The following is an 18,084-nucleotide window of genomic DNA, read 5'->3' as shown; positions in this document are numbered from 1 at the left end:
GGCGCGCGGGCGTCGTCCTGCTGCGGTCAGCCGTAGAAGCGGAAGACCGGCTCGGCGATGCAGACCGGCTTGCTGCCGCCCTCGGCCTCGATGACGGCCGATGCGGTGACCTGCAGGCCGCCGGCGACCTCCTCGACGTCCTTGAGCGTGGCGGTGAGGCGCAGCTTGGAGCCGACCGGCACGGGGGAGGGGAAGCGGACCTTGTTGAGCCCGTAGTTCACGGCCATCTTGACGTCGGTGACGACCAGCACCTCCGACCACAGGGGGATCAGCAGCGACAGCGTGAGGTAGCCGTGCCCGATCGGTCCGCCGAACGGGCTCTCGGCCTTGGCCCGCTCGACGTCGACGTGGATCCACTGGTGGTCACCGGTCGCGTCGGCGAAGAGGTTCACCCGCTCCTGGGTGACCTCCACCCAGTCGCTGGTGCCGAGCTCGGTGCCCGTCAGCGAGGGCAGCTCGGCGAGGGTGGTCGTGGTGGTGGTCATGCGGGCTTCTCCTCGGTCGGGACGAATCGGTCGCGCAGGTCCGGCTTGCGGATCTTTCCGGTGGCGGTCTTGGGCAGTTCGGCGACGAACTCGACGTGGCGCGGCACCTTGAACCCGGCCAGCCGCTCGCGCAGGGTGGTGCGGATCGTCTCGGGGTCCCGGGCCGATCCGGGGGCGGGGACGACGACGGCCAGGCCGACCTCGCCCCACTTCTCGTCCGGGATGCCGATGACCGCGGCCTCGAGCACGTCGGGCAGCTCGAGCAGGGCCGATTCGATCTCCGCGGGGTACACGTTCTCCCCGCCGGAGATGATCATGTCCTTGTAGCGGTCGCGGATGTAGAGGTAGCCGTCCTCGTCGGTCGACCCGGCGTCCCCGGAGTGGTACCAGCCGTCGACGATCGCGGCCTCGGTCGCCTCGGGGGCGTTCCAGTAGCCGGCCATGATGTTCGGCCCGGAGAGCACCACCTCCCCGATCTCACCGGGGTCGCACTCCGTGCCGTCGGGCCGGACCACCCGGACGTCGACGAAGAACTGCGACTTGCCGGCCGAGCCGACCTTGGCCACCGCGTCGGCGCTGTCCAGTGCCGTGCCGGCCGGCGCCGACTCCGTCATCCCGTAGGCCTGCTGCACGGTGATCCCGCGGTCCAGCCAGGTGCGCAGCAGCGGAAGGGGGAGCGGGGCCCCGGCAGCGCCGATGGTCCGCAGCGCGGAGAGGTCGACCGTGTCGAAGTCCGGCTGCCGGCTGATCGCGTCCAGCATGGTGGGGACGGCGAAGAACGACGTCACCCGCTGCTCGGCGATGACCCGCAGCGTCGCCGGCGGGTCGAAGCCGCGGACGAGGACGACGCAGCCACCGCGCAGCAACGTGGGGTTGAGCGTCCCGTTGAGCCCGCCGATGTGGAACAGCGGCGCCAGCCCGAGGGTCCGCTCGTCCGGGGTGAAGTCGAACCCGAGCACCTGGTTGATGCACGACCACGTCATGTTCCCGTGGGTGAGCACGGCGCCCTTGGGCCGGCCGGTGGTGCCCGAGGTGTACATGATCAGGCAGTAGTCATCGAGGGTGACCGCCTCGTCGCGCTGCACCGGCTCGGCCTCGGCGAGCAGCTGCTGCCAGTCGAGGGAGTCCGCGCCGCCGGCCAGCGGCGGCTCGACGGCCACCCATTCCCGCACGGTCGGCAGCTCGGGCCGGAGGGTGTCCGCCGTCGTGCCGTGCTCCCGGCCGTGCACCACGAGGCTCGCACCGGAGTGCTCCAGGACGTACTGCACCTCGGGGGCGGTGAACCGCGCGTTCACGGGCACCCACACCGCGCCGAGCTGGCCGCACGCGTAGAGGGTCTCCAGCGCGGCCGGGTGGTTGGCGCCGAGCCAGGCGACCCGGTCCCCGTGCCGGACCCCGAGGGCGTCGAGCGCCGCGGCCGCCCGGCGGACCCGTTGGGCGAACTCGCCATGGGTGGTCGTGGTGCCCTCGAACCAGATGGCCGGCTTGTGCGGCGAGATGCGGAGCCGACGCTCGGGCCACGAGCCCAGCCCTGCGTTCCTCATCGCGGGGTGGTGGGGTCGAGGTTCAACGCCCGGATCGCATTCTCCTTCATGATCAGCGGCTTCACCTCGGGCTTGATCTCCAGCTGCTCGAAGTCGGCCATCCACCGCTCGGGGCGGAGCAGCGGGTAGTCCGAGCCGAAGAGCACCTTCGTCTTCAGCAGGCTGTTCGCGGCGCGGACGAGCTGCGGCGGGAAGTACTTGGGCGACCAGCCCGAGAGGTCGATGTAGACGTTGGCCTTGTGCTGTGCGACGGCGATCGCGGCGTCCTGCCACGGCACGGACGGGTGGGCCATGATGATCGTGAGGTCCGGGAAGTCGGCGGCGACGTCGTCGAGGAGCATCGGGTCGGAGTAGCGCAGCTTGATGCCGCGTCCGCCGGGCAGGCCGGAGCCGATGCCGGTCTGGCCGGTGTGGAACAGCGCCGGTACGCCGAGGCTCTCCAACTCGGCGTAGAGCGGGTAGTGCCGGCGGTCGTTGGGCTCGAAGTTCTGGAAGCTCGGGTGGAACTTGAAGCCCCGGACGCCGTGGTCGGTGACCAGCCGGCGGGCGGCCCGGATGCCGGCGACCCCCCGTGCCGGGTCGATGGACCCGAACGGGATGAGGACGTCGGGGTACTGGGCGGCGGCCTCGGCGATCTCCTCGTTCGAGAGCGTCATCTGGCCGGTGGCGGCCTCGGCGTCGACGGTGAAGACGACCGCGGCCATCTTCTTCTCGCGGTAGTCGGCGGCGATGTCGTGCACCGTGGGGTCGTAGGGGTCGCCCTTGAAGTACTTCGCCGCGGCGGCGTTGAGCTCGTCGTCCAGGGCGAGGTGCCCGTGCTGGTCGGCGTGCACGTGGACGTGCACGTCGATGGCGACCAGCGCGTCGAGGTCCAGGGCGGTCACTTCGGGGGCTCCGGGAACTGCTGGCCGACGGTCTGCTGGGCGGGCGCGAACCGCTCCGGCCAGATGGCGGCGACGGCGTCGGCCGACCACCCCGTGCCGTCGGCGAACTCGACCACGGCCTCCGTCGGGTGCGACCACAGGGCGAGGCGGTCCCCGCCGATGCCGATCGCCTGTCCGGTGATGCCCGCGGCGGCCTCCGAGGCGAGGAACGCGACCAGGCCCGCAGCGTCCTCGGGAGACCCGAGGCTGAGCTCCCGGCGGGCGAAGCCGGCCAGCGGTCCACCGGTCTCCAGGGCCTCGATGTAGGGCTTGAGGAAGGGTGCCGTCTCGGTCATGGCCGTGACGGCCACCGGGACGATCGCGTTCACGGTGATCTCGGCGCGAGCCAGTTCCATCGCCCAGGTGCGGACCATCCCGACGATGCCGGCCTTGGCCGCGGCGTAGTTGGTCTGGCCGAAGTTGCCGACCTGGCCGGTGGGGGAGCCGACGCAGATGATCCGGCCGCCCTCACCCTGCTCCCGCAACCGGACCGCCGCTGCCCGGGTGCAGGTGAACGTGCCGCGCAGGTGGGTGGTGATCACCGCGTCGAAGTCGTCGTCGCTCATCTTCCACAGCGTGGTGTCGCGCAGGATCCCGGCGTTGTTGACCAGGACGTCCAGGCGGCCGAACTCGTCCACGGCGCGATCGACCAGCGCCTGCGCGGCCTCGGACGTGCCGACGGGGACGACCTCGGCCACGGCCGTGCCGCCCGCGTCGGTGATGCCCTTCACGGCCGCCTCGGCGACCGCGGCATCGACGTCGTTGACGACGACGGCGGCCCCCTTGCGGGCCAGTTCGGTGGCGTAGGCGAGGCCGAGGCCCCGTCCGCTACCGGTGACGATGGCCACCTTGCCGGTGAGATCCACTGCAGTACTCCTCTTCGTGCGCTGCGGGCCGCCGGACGGCGGCCGCGGGGACGGGGCGGATGCGGTCAGGGCTGCGGGGCTGCCCGCGCCGGCCGACCGGGACCCGGCGGGCCGGCGAAGGCCTGGGCCAGGTCGAGCCAGCGGTCGGCGTCGGGACCGTCGGCCCGCAGGCCGAGGTCGTCGCGATGCCGGCGCCGGGTCACGGTGAGGCAGAAGTCGAGGGCCGGACCGCGCACCTGCTGGGCCGCGTCCGCCGGGCCCCAGGTCCAGAGCTCCCCGTCCGGGCCGGTGAGCTCGACGCGGAACTCCTCGTCCGGCGGGGGCAGGGATCGCTGCCGGAAGGCGAAGTCACGGGTCCGGACGCCCAGGTGGGCGACGGCCCGGAGGCGCGGTGTGGCCCGGGTGGGCCGGCCGAGGGCGTCGCGGACGTCGACGCCGTGCGCCCACGTCTCCATGAGCCTGGCCGTCGCCATGGAGGCCGGGCTCATGTCCGGCCCGAACCAGGCGATGGCGGTTCCCGCCGGCAGGTCCGTCAGGGCCGACGCGAGCGTGGCGCGCGCCGTCCTCCACCGGGCGAGCAGTTCGGCGGGTGGCACGTCCGCGCCCTCCGTGGCGGCTGTGTCCACCTCGTCGGGGCCGGCCGTGTCCCGCCCGGCACGGAACCGCGCCGGGTCGCGCACCGCGCGGAGCGCGACCTCGTCGGTCCATGCCAGATGGGCGATCTGGTGGGCCACGCTCCAGCCGGCGGCGGGGGTGGCCGTGGCCCAGGCCGCAGGCGGCAGTCCGGCCACCAGGTCGTCGAGCTCCTGGCCCTCCTCGGCCAGGTCCCGCAGGAGCCCGTCCAGCAGGGCGGTGCTCACGAGACGCCCCCGCGTCCCGGCACCGACCCGATGGCGGCCAGCCGGCGGAGCTCGGCCCGCTGGACCTTCGTCGAGGCGGTCATCGGCAGCTCCTCGACCACCCGCCAGACCCGCGGCACCTTGAACGGCGAGAGCAGGCTCCGGCAGTGCCGCTCCAGCTGCGTGGGGTCGATCTCCGCACCGGGCGCCGGGACGACGAAGGCGACGACGAGCTCGCCCCAGCGCTCGTCGGGTGCGCCGACGACCGCCGCGCGGGCCACCGACGGGTGGCTGACGACGGCCTGCTCGACCTCCTCGGGCGACACGTTCTCGCCGCCGGTCTTGATCATGTCCTTGAGCCGCCCGACGATCCGGCAGGCACCGGTGGCGTCCATGACCGCCAGGTCGCCGGTGTGCAGCCAGCCCTCGGCGTCCATCGCCTCCGCTGTCGCCGTCGGGTCCTCGTAGTAGCCAGGAGTCAGCCGGGCGCCGCGTACCCACAGCTCACCCGGCGTGCCAGGGACCTCGGGCGTGCCGTCCGGGGCGGCGATGCGCACGTCCGTGCCGGCCAGCGGTCGGCCGACGGTGGTCCGCCGGACGTCGTCGGGATCCGTGGGCGACGACAGCAGGGCCGAACCGCACGTCTCGGTCATGCCGAAGGTGGTGATCAGCGGTGCGCCGAACGCCGACTCGACCCGTTCGGCGAAGGCGGGCAGCACGGTCTGCCCGCCGGTGAACACGACCTGCAGGCTGCTCAGATCCGTCGCACCGATCTCCGGCCGGGCCATGAGGAGGTCCAGCAGGGTGGGTGCCGCCGACAGCAGCGTGGCGCGCCGCTCGGCGATGAGCGCCAGCACCCGGGCCGGCTCGAAGGCCACCACGACGTGCTCGCTCCGCTGCCACAGCGCACCCATGACCCCGAGCACGTTGCCGGCCGTGTGGAACAGGGGCATGGGGTTGATCCACACCCCGCCCACGGCGAGGCCGATGCGCTCCTGGAATGCGTGCGACGTGGCGACCATCCCCGCGTGGGTGATCTGGACGCCCTTGGCCCGGCCCGTGGTGCCGGAGGTGAACTGGATCTGGGCGAGGCCGGCGGGGGCGACGGTCGGCAGCTCCGCAGCCGCGTCGGCCAGCAGCGCCCGCCAGTCGCCGGTGCACCGGTGGACGTCTTCGAGGGTGGGCAGGGACGGAGCCAGCCCTGCCGCGACGTCGGCCACCGGGCTTCCCGCCGCGTCCTCGGCCGCGTAGATCGCCGTGGCGCCGGAGAGGCGGAGCGCGTGCTCGAGCTCGGGCGGACGCGATCGCGGGTTCACAGGGACCAGGACCATGCCGGCCAGGGCGACCCCCAGCTGCAACAGGACGGCCTCGGGTCCGTTGACGAGGCAGGTGGCGATCCGGCTGCCGGGCGCGTAGCGGGCGAGGAGCCCGGCCGCGACGCGCTCGGCGTCGGTGAGCAGCTCCGATGCCGTCCAGCACTGTTCCCCGGCGGCGGTGACCGTGCGGAGCAGCGGATCGGCCGGGCCGAGCCGGGCGGCCCGGCGGAGCACGTCACCGACGACGCGCTCCGCCGGACCGGCGGCCGGCGGCGCGAGGAGCTCGCACCGCTCCAGGAGATCGGCCACGGGTCAGTCGAAGGTGTAGCTCTGGGCGCTCGGGCCCTCGAAGGTGTCCAGCACCTCGAGGCCGCCCTCGGAGTCGGCCGAGGCCCGGGAGACGTAGACGGTGCGCGTCGGCGGCTCGGTCACCTCGCTGTAGTCCAGGGGCGTCGCGTACAGACCCTCGGTGTCGAGGTCGGTGGTCTGGCGCATGGCCTCCACCACGGCCTCCGGCCGCAGGTCACCGGCCTCGCAGGCACCTTCCAGGGCGGTCCGGAGCAGCAGCGCCTGGGCCGACGCCAGGGGCACCTCCCAGCCGCGCATGCCATCGGGGTCGGCCGCCTCGTACAGCTCCCGGGCCTCCTGGACGGCGGGCTCGTCGAGGCTGTACGGCGCGATGCTGGTGACGGTGTAGAAGTTCTCCAGCAGCGCCGGGCCGGCCGTGGTGTCGAGCAGGGACGGGCCGAAGGTCGGGGTGTTGCCGACGATCGGCACGTTCATCCCCTGGGAGGCCAGGACGCCGGCCAGGGAGGCGAGCTGGCTGGGAGCGGCGCCGAGGATCACCGCGGACACCCCGGCCTGCTGCAGCGCCGAGGCCTGGGCCGACAGGTCGGTGTCGCGCGGGGTGATCTCCTGCGGCACGATCTCCAGCCCGCGCTCCTCCGCGGCGTGCTGCGCACCGGCCAGCGAGTCGCTGCCGTAGTCGCCGACGAAGTAGACGACGCCCACCGAGTCCCCCTCGGACAGGCCCAGCTCGTCGACGAGGTAGTCGACCGCGTTGGCGGACTCGATGCTGTACGTGGTGCCGGGGATCTGGGCGTTCTCGTACTCCAGCGCGACGCTCGCCCAGCCGTGGCCGCCGAGGTACATCCCGTCGGCCTGGGCCAGCGGCAGCACGGCCGCCGACGTCGGCCCGCCGAGGACCTGCTGGAGGGCCACGATGTTGGGGGCCATGCTGCGGTACAGCGAGACGGCGCGCTGCGGGTCGTAGCCGTGGTCCTGCACCTCGACCTCGACGTCACGGCCGCAGACCCCGCCGTCGGCGTTGACCTGGTCCCAGTAGGCCTGGTGCTGGGTGACCTGGACCGCCGCGCCGGCGGCGAAGGGGCCGGAGAGGTCGGTCAGCATGCCGACGGTGATGGTGTCGTCGGTGACGCCGCTGCCGGTCTGGACGTCACCCTCCGCTCCACCCCCACCCCCGCCTCCGCCGGCGCCGGCGTTGGGGTCCTCGGTCGAGCAGGCGGCGAGGATGGCGACGGAGCCGGCGAGAGCCAGCGTGGTGCGGGTCCGGTGCTTCATGAGGTGGTCTCCTTCGACCTGGTGGGGACGCCGGGGTGGACGGGTGCGGGTTCGGTGTTCTCGGGCGGAGGCACGGGCGGGAGGCCGCTCGTGTCCGGCGGCTCCGGTGCCCGCCGGTGCCGGAGGCGGCTCGCCGCCCCGGCGAGGCCGCCGCGGAGGAAGAGGAGAACGGCGATGATCGCCGCGCCGTAGAGCAGCCGGGCCAGCGTGGCCGCCTCCAGGCCCCCCGATCCGGGGGTCGCGAGGAAGGGCAGCTCCGCGCTGTACTGGACGAGCACCAGCGGGAGCATGACGACGAAGACCGCGCCGGCCGCCGCGCCGGCGATCGAGCCGAGCCCGCCGAGCACGATCATGACCAGGAAGTCGATCGAGAGCTGGAGGCCGAACAGGTCCGGTGCGATCCGGCCGTAGGCCAGCGCCATGAGCGCGCCGGCGATGCCGGCGTAGGCCGAGGAGATGACGAACGCGGTCACCTTGGCCCGCGACACGTGGATGCCCATCGCGGCCGCGGCGGCCTCGCTGTCCCGGACGTTGGCCAGCGCCCGGCCGGTGCGGCTGGCCTTGACGTTGCGGCCGAGCCAGGCGGCGAGCAGGGCGACGGCGAGGAACAGGTACCAGAGACGGTGCAGGCCCTCGAACTCCACGCCGGCCACGGCCAGGTAGTCGGGGTCGCTGTTGCTGAAGCTGAAGCCGGGGACGGCGAAGGGCGCCACGGTGCGGCCGTTGAAGCCGCCGGTCAGCGCCTCCAGGTTGACCATCAGATGGCGGGCGAGGAAGACCAGCCCGAGGGTGGCCAGGCCGAGGTAGATGCCGCGCAGGCGGCCGGAGATCGGGCTGAACAGCGCTCCGGCGGTCGCGGCCACGACGCCGGCGAGGACCAGCGCGAGCAGCGGCGGGAGACCGAGCCCGATCGCCCGGCCGCCCGCCTCGCCGGCCGTCCAGGCGTAGGTGTAGGCGCCCAGCGCGGCGAAGAAGGCGTGGCCGAGCGACAGCTGTCCGGCCACGCCGACCAGCAGGGTCAGCCCGATCGCGCCCACCACCGCGGCCATCGCGAACAGGCCGGCCTGCAGCCAGAAGTCGTTGAGCAGCAGCGGCAGGGCGACCGCGACCAGCAGGGCGAGGGCCGCCGGGAGGCGGCGCAGGAGATCAGACACGGACGGCCTCCTTGCGGCCGAACAACCCGGAGGGCCGCACGAGCAGGACGAGGATCATGACGGCGTAGGGGACGACCTCGCCGAGGCCGCGGCCGAGGAAGTGCAGCTCGGCCTCGTAGCCGACGGCGAGCGCCGTGACGACGCCGATGACCAGGCCGCCCACGATCGCCCCGACCACGGAGTCGAAGCCGCCGAGCACCCAGGCCGGGATGGCGGCGAAGGCGCTGAGCGCGAGCGTCGGCGCGATCCCGGGGGAGGGGAAGGAGGCGAGGAAGATGCCGGCGATCGCCGCCAGCGCCCCGGCCAGGGCCCAGCCGGCGGCGCCGGTGCGGGTCAGCCGGATGCCCATCAGGGAGGCGGTGTCGCCGTCGGCGGCGGCGGCCCGCATGGCCACGCCGGCGCCGGTGCGGGCGAACAGGAACCACAGCGCGGCGAAGAGGACGAGGGCCAGGCCCGCCGCGATCGCGCGGCTCGTCGGCAGCGTGATGCCCGCGAAGGAGACGACGTCGGCGCCCCACGGGGCCCCGATGGGCAGCACCCGGTTGCCGATCCGCCGGGTGAGCTCGGTCAGCAGCAGGATGTCCACACCGAGCATGAGGATCGCGGCGGTGCCGGGGTTGGCCTCGGCGAGGTTGCGCACCAGCACCGCGTTGATGAGCACGCCCAGCACCGCCGCGCCGACGATGCCGACGACGACGGCCGGCCAGAAGCCGATCGGGTCGTTCAGCACCGCGACGAGGTAGGCGCCGGTCAGCAGCACCGAGCCGTGGGCGAAGTTCAGCACCCCGGTGGAGGTGAAGACGATGACGAAGCCGACCGCGATCAGGCCCAGGATCAGGCCGTAGGAGAGGCCGTTGGCCAGCTGGGTGAGGAAGTAGCTCATGCCGCCGCCGTTCCGAGGTAGGCGCGCAGGACCTCGGGGTCCCGCTGCACGTCCTGAGGGCTGCCCTCGGCGATGCGCTTGCCGAAGTCGAGGACCGTGACCCGTTCGGCCAGGCCCATGACGAAGGGCATGTCGTGCTCGACGAGGAGGATGGACAGGCCGAGCTCCCCCTGGACCGCCCGGATCGCGTCGGCCATGACCGTCGACTCGCCGTGGGTCATGCCGGCGACCGGCTCGTCCAGCAGCAGCAGCGTCGGTTCGGCGGCCAGCGCCCGCCCCATCTCCACCCGCTTGCGGTCGCCGTAGGACAGCGTGTGCACCGAGCGGTCCAGCAGCCCCTCGATGCCGAGCAGGGCGGCGATGCGGCGGACGGCCTCCCGCTCGGCACGGTCCTCCCGCCGTGCACGCGGGAGGCGCAGGGCCTGCGAGACGGTGCCGGTGCGCATGATGCGGTGCCGGCCGACCAGCAGGTTGTCCTCGACGCTGGCCTCCAGCGACAGCGAGATGTTCTGGAAGGTCCGGGCGACACCGAGGTCGGCGATCCGGTGCGACGGGAGAGCAGTCACCACGGCGTCCCCGTAGTGCACCGTCCCGCTGGTGGCCCGGTAGGCGCCGCCCAGGACGTTGATGCACGTCGACTTGCCGGCACCGTTCGGGCCGATGAGGGCGTGGATGGTCCCCGCCTCGACGGTGAAGGACACGTCGGAGAGGGCGGTGATGCCGCCGAACCGGACGGTGAGGTCCTCGACCCGCAGCTGCTGGGCGCGCGCCGTCGAGGACCGCTGCAGGTGGACCGCGGCGCCGGCCTCTCCGTCCGCGGGTGGCGGCGGAGGGGCGGAGGTGGCCACGCCCAGGTAGCGGTCGCGGATGTCGTCGGTCGCCGCCAGCTCGGCCGAGGTCCCCTCCGCCGTCACCGCGCCGACCTCCAGGACGTAGGCCCGGTCCGCGACCCGCAGGCCCATCGCCGCGTTCTGCTCGATGAGCAGGACCGACGTCCCCTGGGCGTGGATCTGCGCGATGATGTCGCCGATCTGCTCGACCAGCTGCGGCGCCAGACCGAGCGACGGCTCGTCCAGGAGGAGCAGCTTGGGCGAGGTCATGAGCGCCCGCCCCATCGCCAGCATCTGCTGCTGGCCGCCCGACAGCAGCCCACCGCGCTGGGAACGCCGCTCGGCCAGGATCGGGAACAGGTCGAACACCCGGTCGGAGGCCTCCTTGCGGGCAGCCGCGTCGCGGACCGTGTAGCCGCCGGCACGCAGGTTCTCCTCCACCGTCAGGTCGCGGAAGATGCGCCGTCCCTCCGGCGCCTGGACCAGGCCGGCGCGGACCACCCACGAGGTGTCCCGTTGGGCGAGGTCCTCGCCCTCGAAGCGGATGGTGCCCGCGGTCACCGAGCCGCCGACGCTGCCGAGCGAGCGGGAGATCGCCCGCAGCAGCGTGGTCTTGCCGGCGCCGTTGCTGCCGAGCACGGCGACGACGGACCCGGTGTCGACGCGCAGGGAGACCCCGCGCAGAGCCTGGACGGCGCCGTCGTACGCGACGGCGAGGTCGTCGACGGTGAGGATCGGATCGGGCACGGAAGACCTTCCAGCCAGTGGTCCCGGACGGGCCTGCAGGATCGCGGCCGCGACAACCGCACCGTGGCGGGAGTCACAGGAAAGGTAGAGCCGGTAGTGACGTACGTCAAGAACTTGTCTAACGTCTGTCCTGAGGCGCGAGGCCTCGACAGGAGGCAGACATGACGGCAGTGGACGACCTCGCGTCCGACGGCCCCGGCGGCGCGCGCTCCGGCGCGGGCGTGGATCCGGAGGGGACGGGCGCGCACCGTCCGCAGGCGCTGGTCTTCAGCTTCTTCGGGGGAGTGGTGCACCGCCGCGACGACGTCCCGCCGATCCCGGCGGCCGTGTTCCTGCGTGTGCTGAGCGGCCTGGGCGTCGCCGAGGCGGCGGCCCGGGCGACGTTGGCCCGGATGACGCGAAGGGGACTGCTGGAGCGGACCCAGGTGGGTCGGGCGGCGTACTACCGGCTGACCCCCGAGGCGGCGTCGCTGGTGGGGAGGGCGGCTGTCCGGGTGCAGTCGGCGGCGCCCTTCGAGCATGCCGACGACACCTGGACCTTGCTCAGCTACTCGATGCCGGAGAGCCGCCGTGACCTGCGGCACCGGGTGCGTGCGGCGCTCAGCTGGGCGGGTTTCGGCGGGCTGCGGGACGGGGTGTGGATCGCGCCGGGCACGGTGGACGTGGCGGAGGTGTTCGCCGACGGCGGGCTGGAGGAGGTCGCCGAGCTCGCGGAGTGGTTCGCCGCCACGCCGTTGCCCGGCGTGCGCGTGGACGAGCTCATCCGCCGGGCGTGGTCGGTCGACCGGATCCGGGACCGGCACGAGGAGTTCATCGCCGCCTGGTGGGCCGGCCCGCACGAAGGGGATCCGCTGGGGCAGGTCACCCGGCTCGGGGCCGACTGGCTCCAGCTCCTGCGCGCCGACCCGGGACTCCCGGCCCGCCACCTCTCCGCCGACTGGCCCGCGGCCCAGAGCGCCGCGATCTACCGCCGGTGCTACGACGCCCTCCTGCCGGCGGCCGAGCGGAACCTCGACCTGGAGCTGAGCCGGGTGTGAGCCCGGTTGGCCGACGCCATCGCTCGCCGTCCTTCTGACGACCGTCGCCAGCGTGTCCAGCTTGTCGGTCCTCGCCGGTCACGCCTCCCCGCCGTAGCCGGAGATCGTCCCGCACCGTCCGGCGACGGCGCCCGGGCGACCGCCGGTGGGAACGGGCGCGCAGGCCCGGTGGTGGGCTACCGGAGCGGGCGGAAGAACACCCGGATGTCGCGGACGAGCCGGTCCGGCTGCTCCATGGCGGCGGAGCGACCGCCTGGTCGTGCTCGTGCCACATCCGCAGGTCGCGGTGGTGGGATGTCCGGGAACGCGGCTCGCGGTGCGAGCCCGTCGCGCGTTCAGCGCCGGTGCCCCGGGAGGGGGCTACCGCAGGGTGCGGGCCCACTCCGTGAGCTCGGTGAAGGCCTTCCGCGCGCGGGGCTCCAGCGCGCGAGAGGCGCTCCGGTAGACCGCTGACGACCGGGCGGCGGGCCAGTCGTCGCCGAGGTGGACCTGCGGGAGCACGGGGTCCTGCCGGAGCAGGTGCACCCAGTGCGCGCCGAGCAGGGCGTAGGCGGCGACGGGATCGAGGTCCCGCGCCGGCGGCCCGTCCCAGCGGGAGATGAACGCCTCGTGCTCCCGGCGCAGTGCGTCGAGGTCCCAGGCGCGCCGCACGAGGCGGCCGACGTCGGTGCCGGGCGCCGGGCGGGCGGCGAAGCCGTCGATCCGCAGGCTCTCGCCGGTCGTGGGCCGGGCGAGCACGCGATCCAGCTCGACCCGTCCGGGGGCCATCCACAGGCCGTCCCGCACGCATCCGAACCCGACCCAGGCCAGGCGGGAGCGCAGTCTGTGCCGCACGTCCCGGTGCGCCTCCGGCAGGGAGAAGCTCAACAGGGTCCACTCGTCGCTGTCCTGGTGGAACGGATCGGCTGCCCGTACCCGCTCCCGGCCTTCCTCGAGCAGCCGCCGGGAGGCCCCGGTGAGCGAGTAGCTGACCACCCGTCCCTCCTGGCTCCGGGCGAGGAAGCCGCGTTCGGTCAGCCGGGTGAGCGTCGCCCGGGTGGCCGCCGTCCCGACTCCCAGGTTCCCGAGCACCTCGAGGAAGACCCGCGTCGGGACCGGCTCGTCGAGGTGATCCAGGATCAGCGCGCCGCCCAGCGCGAACAGGAGGTCCTGGGGCTTCGGGGACGCCCCCGCACCGCGCTCCGTCATCAGCCCTCCCGCACCGCCCACCGGAGCCGCGCGCCGCTCGTGGGTGCGGTGCGGACGCGGTCCCCTCGGCCCGCATCATGCCCTGGCTGCAGCGGCCGGGGGACCGACCCGGTCCCTGGACCGGCCGATCCCGCCGGCGGTCGTGGCCCGGTGCGCGCCGACCGGGGGCTGGGCTGTGCCGCCGGTGCCGCCGGTGCCGCCGGTGGCCGCCGTCGCGGTCATGGGCGCCCCCGGAGCGGTTACCGGGCGGCCCGGAGTCGTCGGGCCGCGCCCTCCCGCGACCCGCTGATCCAGCGGCGGCCGGTGACCGTCCCCGCGGCGCGGAGACGACCACCGGCCGGCATCCCGTGCGTCAGACGGTGGTCGGGAGAGGCATCTCGCGGACGTCGTCGGCGACGGTGAGGGCTGCGCCGGTCTTCTCGACCACCTCGTCCGCCGTCACACCGGGGGCGGTCTCGCGCAGGACCAGGCCCTGGTCGGTCACGTCGATGACGGCGAGGTCGGTGACGATCCGGTCGACGCAGCCCTTGCCGGTGAGCGGCAGCGTGCACTCCTGCACGATCTTGGCCGACCCGTCGCGGGCCACGTGCTCCATCATGATGATCACGCGCTTGGCGCCGTGGACGAGGTCCATCGCGCCGCCCATCCCGTTGACCATCTTGCCGGGGATCAGCCAGTTGGCCAGGTCGCCGCGGGCGTTGACCTGCATGGCGCCGAGGATCGCGACGTCGAGGTGCTTGCCGCGGATCATCCCGAACGACAGCGCCGAGTCGAAGAAGCTCGCCCCCGGCAGGACCGTCACGGTCTCCTTGCCCGCGTTGATGAGGTCGGGGTCCTCCTCGCCCTCGTACGGATAGGGGCCGACGCCCAGGACGCCGTTCTCGCTGTGCAGCACCACGTGGACGCCGTCGGGCACGAAGTTCGGCACCAGGGTGGGCATACCGATGCCCAGGTTCACGTACTGGCCGTCCTCGAGCTCGAGCGCCACGCGGGCGGCGAGCTGGTCGCGGTTCAGGGCCATCAGACAGCTCCCTCGGTGGCTTCCTCGCCGGCCGCGGCGGGGGTGCCGGCGGACGGGCGGGGACGGGTGGTGCGCTTCTCGATCTGCTTGCCCTCGGGGCCGACCACGACGACGCGGTCGACGAAGACCCCGGGCAGGTGCACGTCCTCGGGCTTGATGTCGCCGGGCTCGACGAGCTCCTCGACCTCCGCGATCGTGATCCGGCCGGCCATCCCCGCCAGCGGGTTGAAGTTGCGGGCCGACTCGCGGAACACCAGGTTGCCGTGCCGGTCGCCGACGGCGGCACGGACCAGGCCGAAGTCAGCGGTCAGCGCCGTCTCCAGCACGAACTGCTGGCCGTCGAACTCCCGGGTCTCCTTGGGCCGGCTGACCTCGACCACGTTGCCGTCGGCGTCGTAGCGGATCGGGATGCCGCCGTCGGCGACCAGCGTGCCGACGCCGGTGGGTGTGTAGAAGGCGGGGATGCCGGTGCCGCCGGCGCGCAGCCGCTCGGCCAGCGTGCCCTGCGGCGTGAGCTCGACCTCCAGCTGACCGGACAGGTAGAGGCGGGCCAGCTCCTTGTTGCCGCCGACGAACGAGCTGATCGTCTTCCGGATCCGGCCGGCGTAGAGCAGCACGCCCAGTGCCTGGTCGTCGACGCCGCAGTTGTTGGAGATCGTCGTCAGTTCGTCGGTGCCCTGCTCCAGCAGTGCGTCGATCAGCGCGGTCGGGACGCCGCACAGGCCGAAGCCCCCGACGGCCAGCACCGAGCCGGGCGTGATGTCGGCGACCGCTTCGCGGGCGGAGGGGACGACCTTGCTCATCGGGCGTCCTGCAGTCGGGCCGTGTGCCTGCGTGTCACCAACGTGCTCCCATCGGTCGGGGTTGCGGCCCACAGTATTGCCGCCGAGCGCCCGGTTCTCGATGTGCCGTCACCACTGGGCGGAATGGCCCGCGAACGACTGGCGGGTCAGCGCAGCCGGGTCGTGAGCCGCACGGCCACGCCGTGCTCACCCGGGCGGCCGGAGCCGCCGGAGATGTCCACGTGGTCGCAGAGCTGGCGGGCCAGCCACAGCCCCATGCCTCCCCGGGACAGGTCGGACCCGTGTGCCGGCCCGTAGCCGGCGAACGGGTCGTCCCAGCCCGGACCACCGTCGGCGATGGTGCACACGATGCGGTCGGCGGCCGTCCAGAGCCGGAGGCTGACCGGCGGGAGCCCGTGCCGGACGGCGTTGGAGGTCATCTCGTCCACGGCCAGCAAGAAGTCCTCGACCAGGTCGGCGGGCGCCGCCACGCCGGCGAGCTGGGCGGCGACGGCGTGCCGCAGGCCGATGAAGTCGGCGACGTCGGCGGCCTGGAACCGCGGCGGCGTCTGCTCGAGCGGCTCGTCGGGCACCGGCAGCGTGCGCAGGTAGGTGGCCGGCTCGGTGTACCCGGCGTTGGGCGTGCGGCTCGCCGGCGTCACCAGGTGCGCATGGGTGCGGGTGGCGGAGGCGAGCACCGGCTCGGGCAGGCGCTGGGTGTCGAACGCGCAGACGCCCCAGAGGTCCCAGCCGCGCAGCGCCTCGTTGATGACGGCGTCGTAGCGCTCCCACTCGAGCCACTGGCGCGGCGTGGTCCCGAAGTCCAGCTCGCCGAGCACCCGGACCCGCGCCGCCCCGGCGGCCAGCTGACCCTCGGCCAGCCGGCGGAAGGCGGTGATCGCGGCCGGTGTCCGCGGCCCGTAGGCGACATCGCGGTCGAGGACCAGCAGCCGCTCGTCGTCCAGCGCCTCGCGCAGCGCGGCGGCGGCCGGGGGCGAGGCGGCGACCACCGCGGCGTCGCCGGCGGCCAGGCCCGCGCGGAGGAACGGGCCCGCCGTGGCGACCAGCTCGTCCAGGGAGTCGTAGAGCAGCGCGTCGTGGGGGAAGCCCTCCGCCGCGGGGTGGCCGTCGCCACCCGCTGCCGTCCAGTTCACCTGTGCCCCTGCTCGTCGCGTCCGTCGCCCGGATCGATGCTCCACGGTAGGCCAGTACGCGGCCGCGGTCAGCCCTCACCCCGGGCGCGGGCCGGCCGCGGCGGCGCCGGATCATCCGGCGCCCGTTTCCTCCGGGATGCACCCGGGCAGGTGACGGGCGCATCCCGGAGGGAGAACACCATGGCCATCGCCACGATCAACCCGGCCACCGGCGAGACGCTGAAGACGTTCGAGGCGTTGTCGGACGAGGCGCTCGAGGGCGCCGTCGACCGGGCGGCGCGGGCCTTCGCGCGCTACCGGCTGACCACGCCGCAGGAACGGGCCGGCTGGTTGTCGGCCGCCGCCGACGTCCTGGACGCCGATGCCGACGGCGTCGCGGAGCTCATGACCACCGAGATGGGCAAGACCCTGGCGTCGGCGAAGGCCGAGGTCGGCAAGTGCGCGGCGGCGCTGCGCTGGTACGCCGAGCGGGGCCCGGCGCTGCTCGAGCCCGAGCCGAAGGACGCCGGCGCCGTGGGGGCGCAGCAGGCGTACGTCGTCCACCAGCCGCTGGGCGTGGTGCTGGCGGTCATGCCCTGGAACTTCCCGCTGTGGCAGGCGATGCGGTTCGCCGCCCCCGCGCTCATGGCCGGCAACGTCGGCCTGCTCAAGCACGCCAGCAACGTGCCCCAGACGGCCCTCTACCTGGAGGAGCTGTTCCGCAAGGCGGGCTTCCCCGACGACGTCTTCCAGACCCTGCTCATCGGGTCGGGATCGGTCGAGCGCGTGCTGCGCGACGACCGCGTCGTGGCCGCGACGCTGACCGGCAGCGGCCCGGCCGGGCAGTCCGTCGCCGCCGTCGCCGGGGACGCCCTGAAGAAGACGGTGCTGGAGCTGGGCGGCTCCGACCCGTTCATCGTCATGCCCTCGGCCCACCTGGACACCGCGGCCGAGGTGGCCACCACCGCGCGCAACCAGAACAACGGGCAGAGCTGCATCGCCGCGAAGCGGTTCTTCGTGCACCGGGACGTCGCCGAGGAGTTCACCCGGTTGTTCGCCGAGAAGATCGGCGCGCTCACCGTCGGGGACCCGATGGACGAGGCCACCCAGATCGGCCCGCTGGCCACCGAGTCGGGCCTGCAGGACGTCGAGGACTACGTGGAGGACGCCCGCAGCAAGGGCGCGACCGTCGTGGTCGGCGGCACGCGGGTGGACCGCCCCGGGTGGTTCTACGAGCCGACGCTCCTCACCGGCGTCACCCCCGAGATGAAGGTCCACAGCGAGGAGGTCTTCGGGCCGGTCGCGGCGCTGTACACCGTCGACTCGCTGGAGGAGGCCATCGAGCTGGCCAACGACCACGTCTACGGGCTCGGGTCCAACCTGTGGAGCGAGGACGAGGGCGAGCGGGCGCGCTTCGTGCGCGACATCGCCGCCGGCATGGCGTTCATCAACGGGATGACCGCGAGCTACCCCGACCTGCCCTTCGGCGGGATCAAGCAGAGCGGCTACGGCCGGGAGCTGACCGAACTGGGCATGTACGAGTTCATGAACGCCAAGACGGTGTGGGTCGGTGGCCCGAGCAGCGAGCAGGCGAAGGGCAGCACCGCCGGGGCCGCCGCCGAGTGAGCCCCGCGGGGGGGGGGGGGGGGGGGGGGGGGGGGGGGGGGGGGGGGGGGGGGGGGGGGGGGGGGGGGGGGGGGGGGGGGGGGGGGGGGGGGGGGGGGGGGGGGGGGGGGGGGGGGGGGGGGGGGGGGG

The 18,084-nt window shown here is 73.8% G+C and carries 16 protein-coding genes; 2 read left to right on the top strand and 14 right to left on the bottom strand.

Features of this window, described 5'->3' with window-relative positions; all coding sequences use genetic code 11:
• Window positions 1–26: 26 nt before the first annotated feature.
• From ACI79S_RS10995 to ACI79S_RS10950, 10 genes are all read right to left on the bottom strand, one after another.
• Complete coding sequence (locus ACI79S_RS10995; protein ID WP_456593467.1) at window positions 27–485, bottom strand: MaoC family dehydratase; 459 nt, start codon at window positions 483–485, stop codon at window positions 27–29.
• Window positions 482–2,029, bottom strand: a complete 1,548-nt coding sequence (locus ACI79S_RS10990; RefSeq protein WP_456593466.1) for an acyl-CoA synthetase — start codon at window positions 2,027–2,029, stop codon at window positions 482–484. Before ACI79S_RS10990 ends, ACI79S_RS10995 begins: the two co-directional genes overlap by 4 nt.
• On the bottom strand, window positions 2,026–2,913 hold the full coding sequence (locus ACI79S_RS10985; RefSeq protein ID WP_456593465.1) for an amidohydrolase family protein: 888 nt from the start codon (window positions 2,911–2,913) through the stop codon (window positions 2,026–2,028). Before ACI79S_RS10985 ends, ACI79S_RS10990 begins: the two co-directional genes overlap by 4 nt.
• On the bottom strand, window positions 2,910–3,818 hold the full coding sequence (locus ACI79S_RS10980) for an SDR family NAD(P)-dependent oxidoreductase (protein ID WP_456593464.1): 909 nt from the start codon (window positions 3,816–3,818) through the stop codon (window positions 2,910–2,912). The genes ACI79S_RS10985 and ACI79S_RS10980 overlap by 4 nt, the downstream gene beginning before the upstream one ends.
• Before the next feature lie 65 nt (window positions 3,819–3,883).
• Complete coding sequence (locus ACI79S_RS10975; RefSeq protein ID WP_456593463.1) at window positions 3,884–4,678, bottom strand: TIGR03084 family metal-binding protein; 795 nt, start codon at window positions 4,676–4,678, stop codon at window positions 3,884–3,886.
• Entirely contained in the window at window positions 4,675–6,282 is a 1,608-nt protein-coding gene (locus ACI79S_RS10970; protein ID WP_456593462.1) for a class I adenylate-forming enzyme family protein, read from the bottom strand. Before ACI79S_RS10970 ends, ACI79S_RS10975 begins: the two co-directional genes overlap by 4 nt.
• Window positions 6,283–6,285: 3 nt before the next feature.
• Window positions 6,286–7,554: an ABC transporter substrate-binding protein gene (locus ACI79S_RS10965; RefSeq protein WP_456593461.1), complete on the bottom strand. Its 1,269-nt coding sequence runs from the start codon at window positions 7,552–7,554 to the stop codon at window positions 6,286–6,288.
• Window positions 7,551–8,708 (bottom strand): branched-chain amino acid ABC transporter permease, encoded by a 1,158-nt coding sequence (locus tag ACI79S_RS10960; RefSeq protein WP_456593460.1) that lies wholly within the window; start codon window positions 8,706–8,708, stop codon window positions 7,551–7,553. Before ACI79S_RS10960 ends, ACI79S_RS10965 begins: the two co-directional genes overlap by 4 nt.
• On the bottom strand, window positions 8,701–9,591 hold the full coding sequence (locus ACI79S_RS10955) for a branched-chain amino acid ABC transporter permease (RefSeq protein WP_456593459.1): 891 nt from the start codon (window positions 9,589–9,591) through the stop codon (window positions 8,701–8,703). Before ACI79S_RS10955 ends, ACI79S_RS10960 begins: the two co-directional genes overlap by 8 nt.
• The gene (locus tag ACI79S_RS10950) at window positions 9,588–11,168 is read right to left on the bottom strand and encodes an ATP-binding cassette domain-containing protein (protein WP_456593458.1); all 1,581 of its coding nucleotides are present in this window, start codon (window positions 11,166–11,168) and stop codon (window positions 9,588–9,590) included. The genes ACI79S_RS10955 and ACI79S_RS10950 overlap by 4 nt, the downstream gene beginning before the upstream one ends.
• A 161-nt stretch (window positions 11,169–11,329) precedes the next feature.
• Between ACI79S_RS10950 and ACI79S_RS10945 the strand changes: the two genes are divergently transcribed.
• A complete protein-coding gene (locus ACI79S_RS10945) occupies window positions 11,330–12,205 on the top strand; it encodes a PaaX family transcriptional regulator (RefSeq protein WP_456593457.1) in 876 nt (291 codons plus the stop codon).
• A gap of 360 nt (window positions 12,206–12,565) precedes the next feature.
• Here ACI79S_RS10945 and ACI79S_RS10940 read toward each other — a convergent pair whose 3' ends face one another.
• The 4 genes from ACI79S_RS10940 to ACI79S_RS10925 all read right to left on the bottom strand — a co-directional run bounded on the left by ACI79S_RS10940 (window position 12,566) and on the right by ACI79S_RS10925 (window position 16,350).
• Complete coding sequence (locus ACI79S_RS10940) at window positions 12,566–13,393, bottom strand: PaaX family transcriptional regulator (protein ID WP_456593456.1); 828 nt, start codon at window positions 13,391–13,393, stop codon at window positions 12,566–12,568.
• 352 nt (window positions 13,394–13,745) lie between these two features.
• Window positions 13,746–14,414, bottom strand: a complete 669-nt coding sequence (locus ACI79S_RS10935; RefSeq protein WP_456593455.1) for a CoA transferase subunit B — start codon at window positions 14,412–14,414, stop codon at window positions 13,746–13,748.
• Complete coding sequence (locus ACI79S_RS10930; RefSeq protein WP_456593454.1) at window positions 14,414–15,217, bottom strand: CoA transferase subunit A; 804 nt, start codon at window positions 15,215–15,217, stop codon at window positions 14,414–14,416. Before ACI79S_RS10930 ends, ACI79S_RS10935 begins: the two co-directional genes overlap by 1 nt.
• Window positions 15,218–15,363: 146 nt before the next feature.
• Window positions 15,364–16,350, bottom strand: coding sequence for an anti-sigma factor RsbA family regulatory protein (locus tag ACI79S_RS10925; protein WP_456593453.1), 987 nt, complete (start codon window positions 16,348–16,350; stop codon window positions 15,364–15,366).
• Window positions 16,351–16,530: 180 nt separating this feature from the next.
• On the opposite strand from ACI79S_RS10925, the gene ACI79S_RS10920 reads away from it, so the two are divergent.
• The gene (locus ACI79S_RS10920) at window positions 16,531–17,955 is read left to right on the top strand and encodes an NADP-dependent succinic semialdehyde dehydrogenase (protein WP_456593452.1); all 1,425 of its coding nucleotides are present in this window, start codon (window positions 16,531–16,533) and stop codon (window positions 17,953–17,955) included.
• Window positions 17,956–18,084: the final 129 nt, after the last annotated feature.

Source organism: Blastococcus sp. SYSU DS1024 (assembly GCF_054050795.1).
Note: the sequence above shows the minus strand (reverse complement) of the source record. Positions and strands in the feature narration are given on the sequence as shown.

Coding starts and splice junctions, on each gene's coding strand:
- ACI79S_RS10995 (WP_456593467.1), bottom strand. CDS start 485: ATGACCACCACCACGACCACCCTCGCCGAGCTGCCCTCGCTGACGGGC.
- ACI79S_RS10990 (WP_456593466.1), bottom strand. CDS start 2,029: ATGAGGAACGCAGGGCTGGGCTCGTGGCCCGAGCGTCGGCTCCGCATC.
- ACI79S_RS10965 (WP_456593461.1), bottom strand. CDS start 7,554: ATGAAGCACCGGACCCGCACCACGCTGGCTCTCGCCGGCTCCGTCGCC.
- ACI79S_RS10955 (WP_456593459.1), bottom strand. CDS start 9,591: ATGAGCTACTTCCTCACCCAGCTGGCCAACGGCCTCTCCTACGGCCTG.
- ACI79S_RS10945 (WP_456593457.1), top strand. CDS start 11,330: ATGACGGCAGTGGACGACCTCGCGTCCGACGGCCCCGGCGGCGCGCGC.
- ACI79S_RS10940 (WP_456593456.1), bottom strand. CDS start 13,393: ATGACGGAGCGCGGTGCGGGGGCGTCCCCGAAGCCCCAGGACCTCCTG.
- ACI79S_RS10935 (WP_456593455.1), bottom strand. CDS start 14,414: ATGGCCCTGAACCGCGACCAGCTCGCCGCCCGCGTGGCGCTCGAGCTC.
- ACI79S_RS10930 (WP_456593454.1), bottom strand. CDS start 15,217: ATGAGCAAGGTCGTCCCCTCCGCCCGCGAAGCGGTCGCCGACATCACG.
- ACI79S_RS10920 (WP_456593452.1), top strand. CDS start 16,531: ATGGCCATCGCCACGATCAACCCGGCCACCGGCGAGACGCTGAAGACG.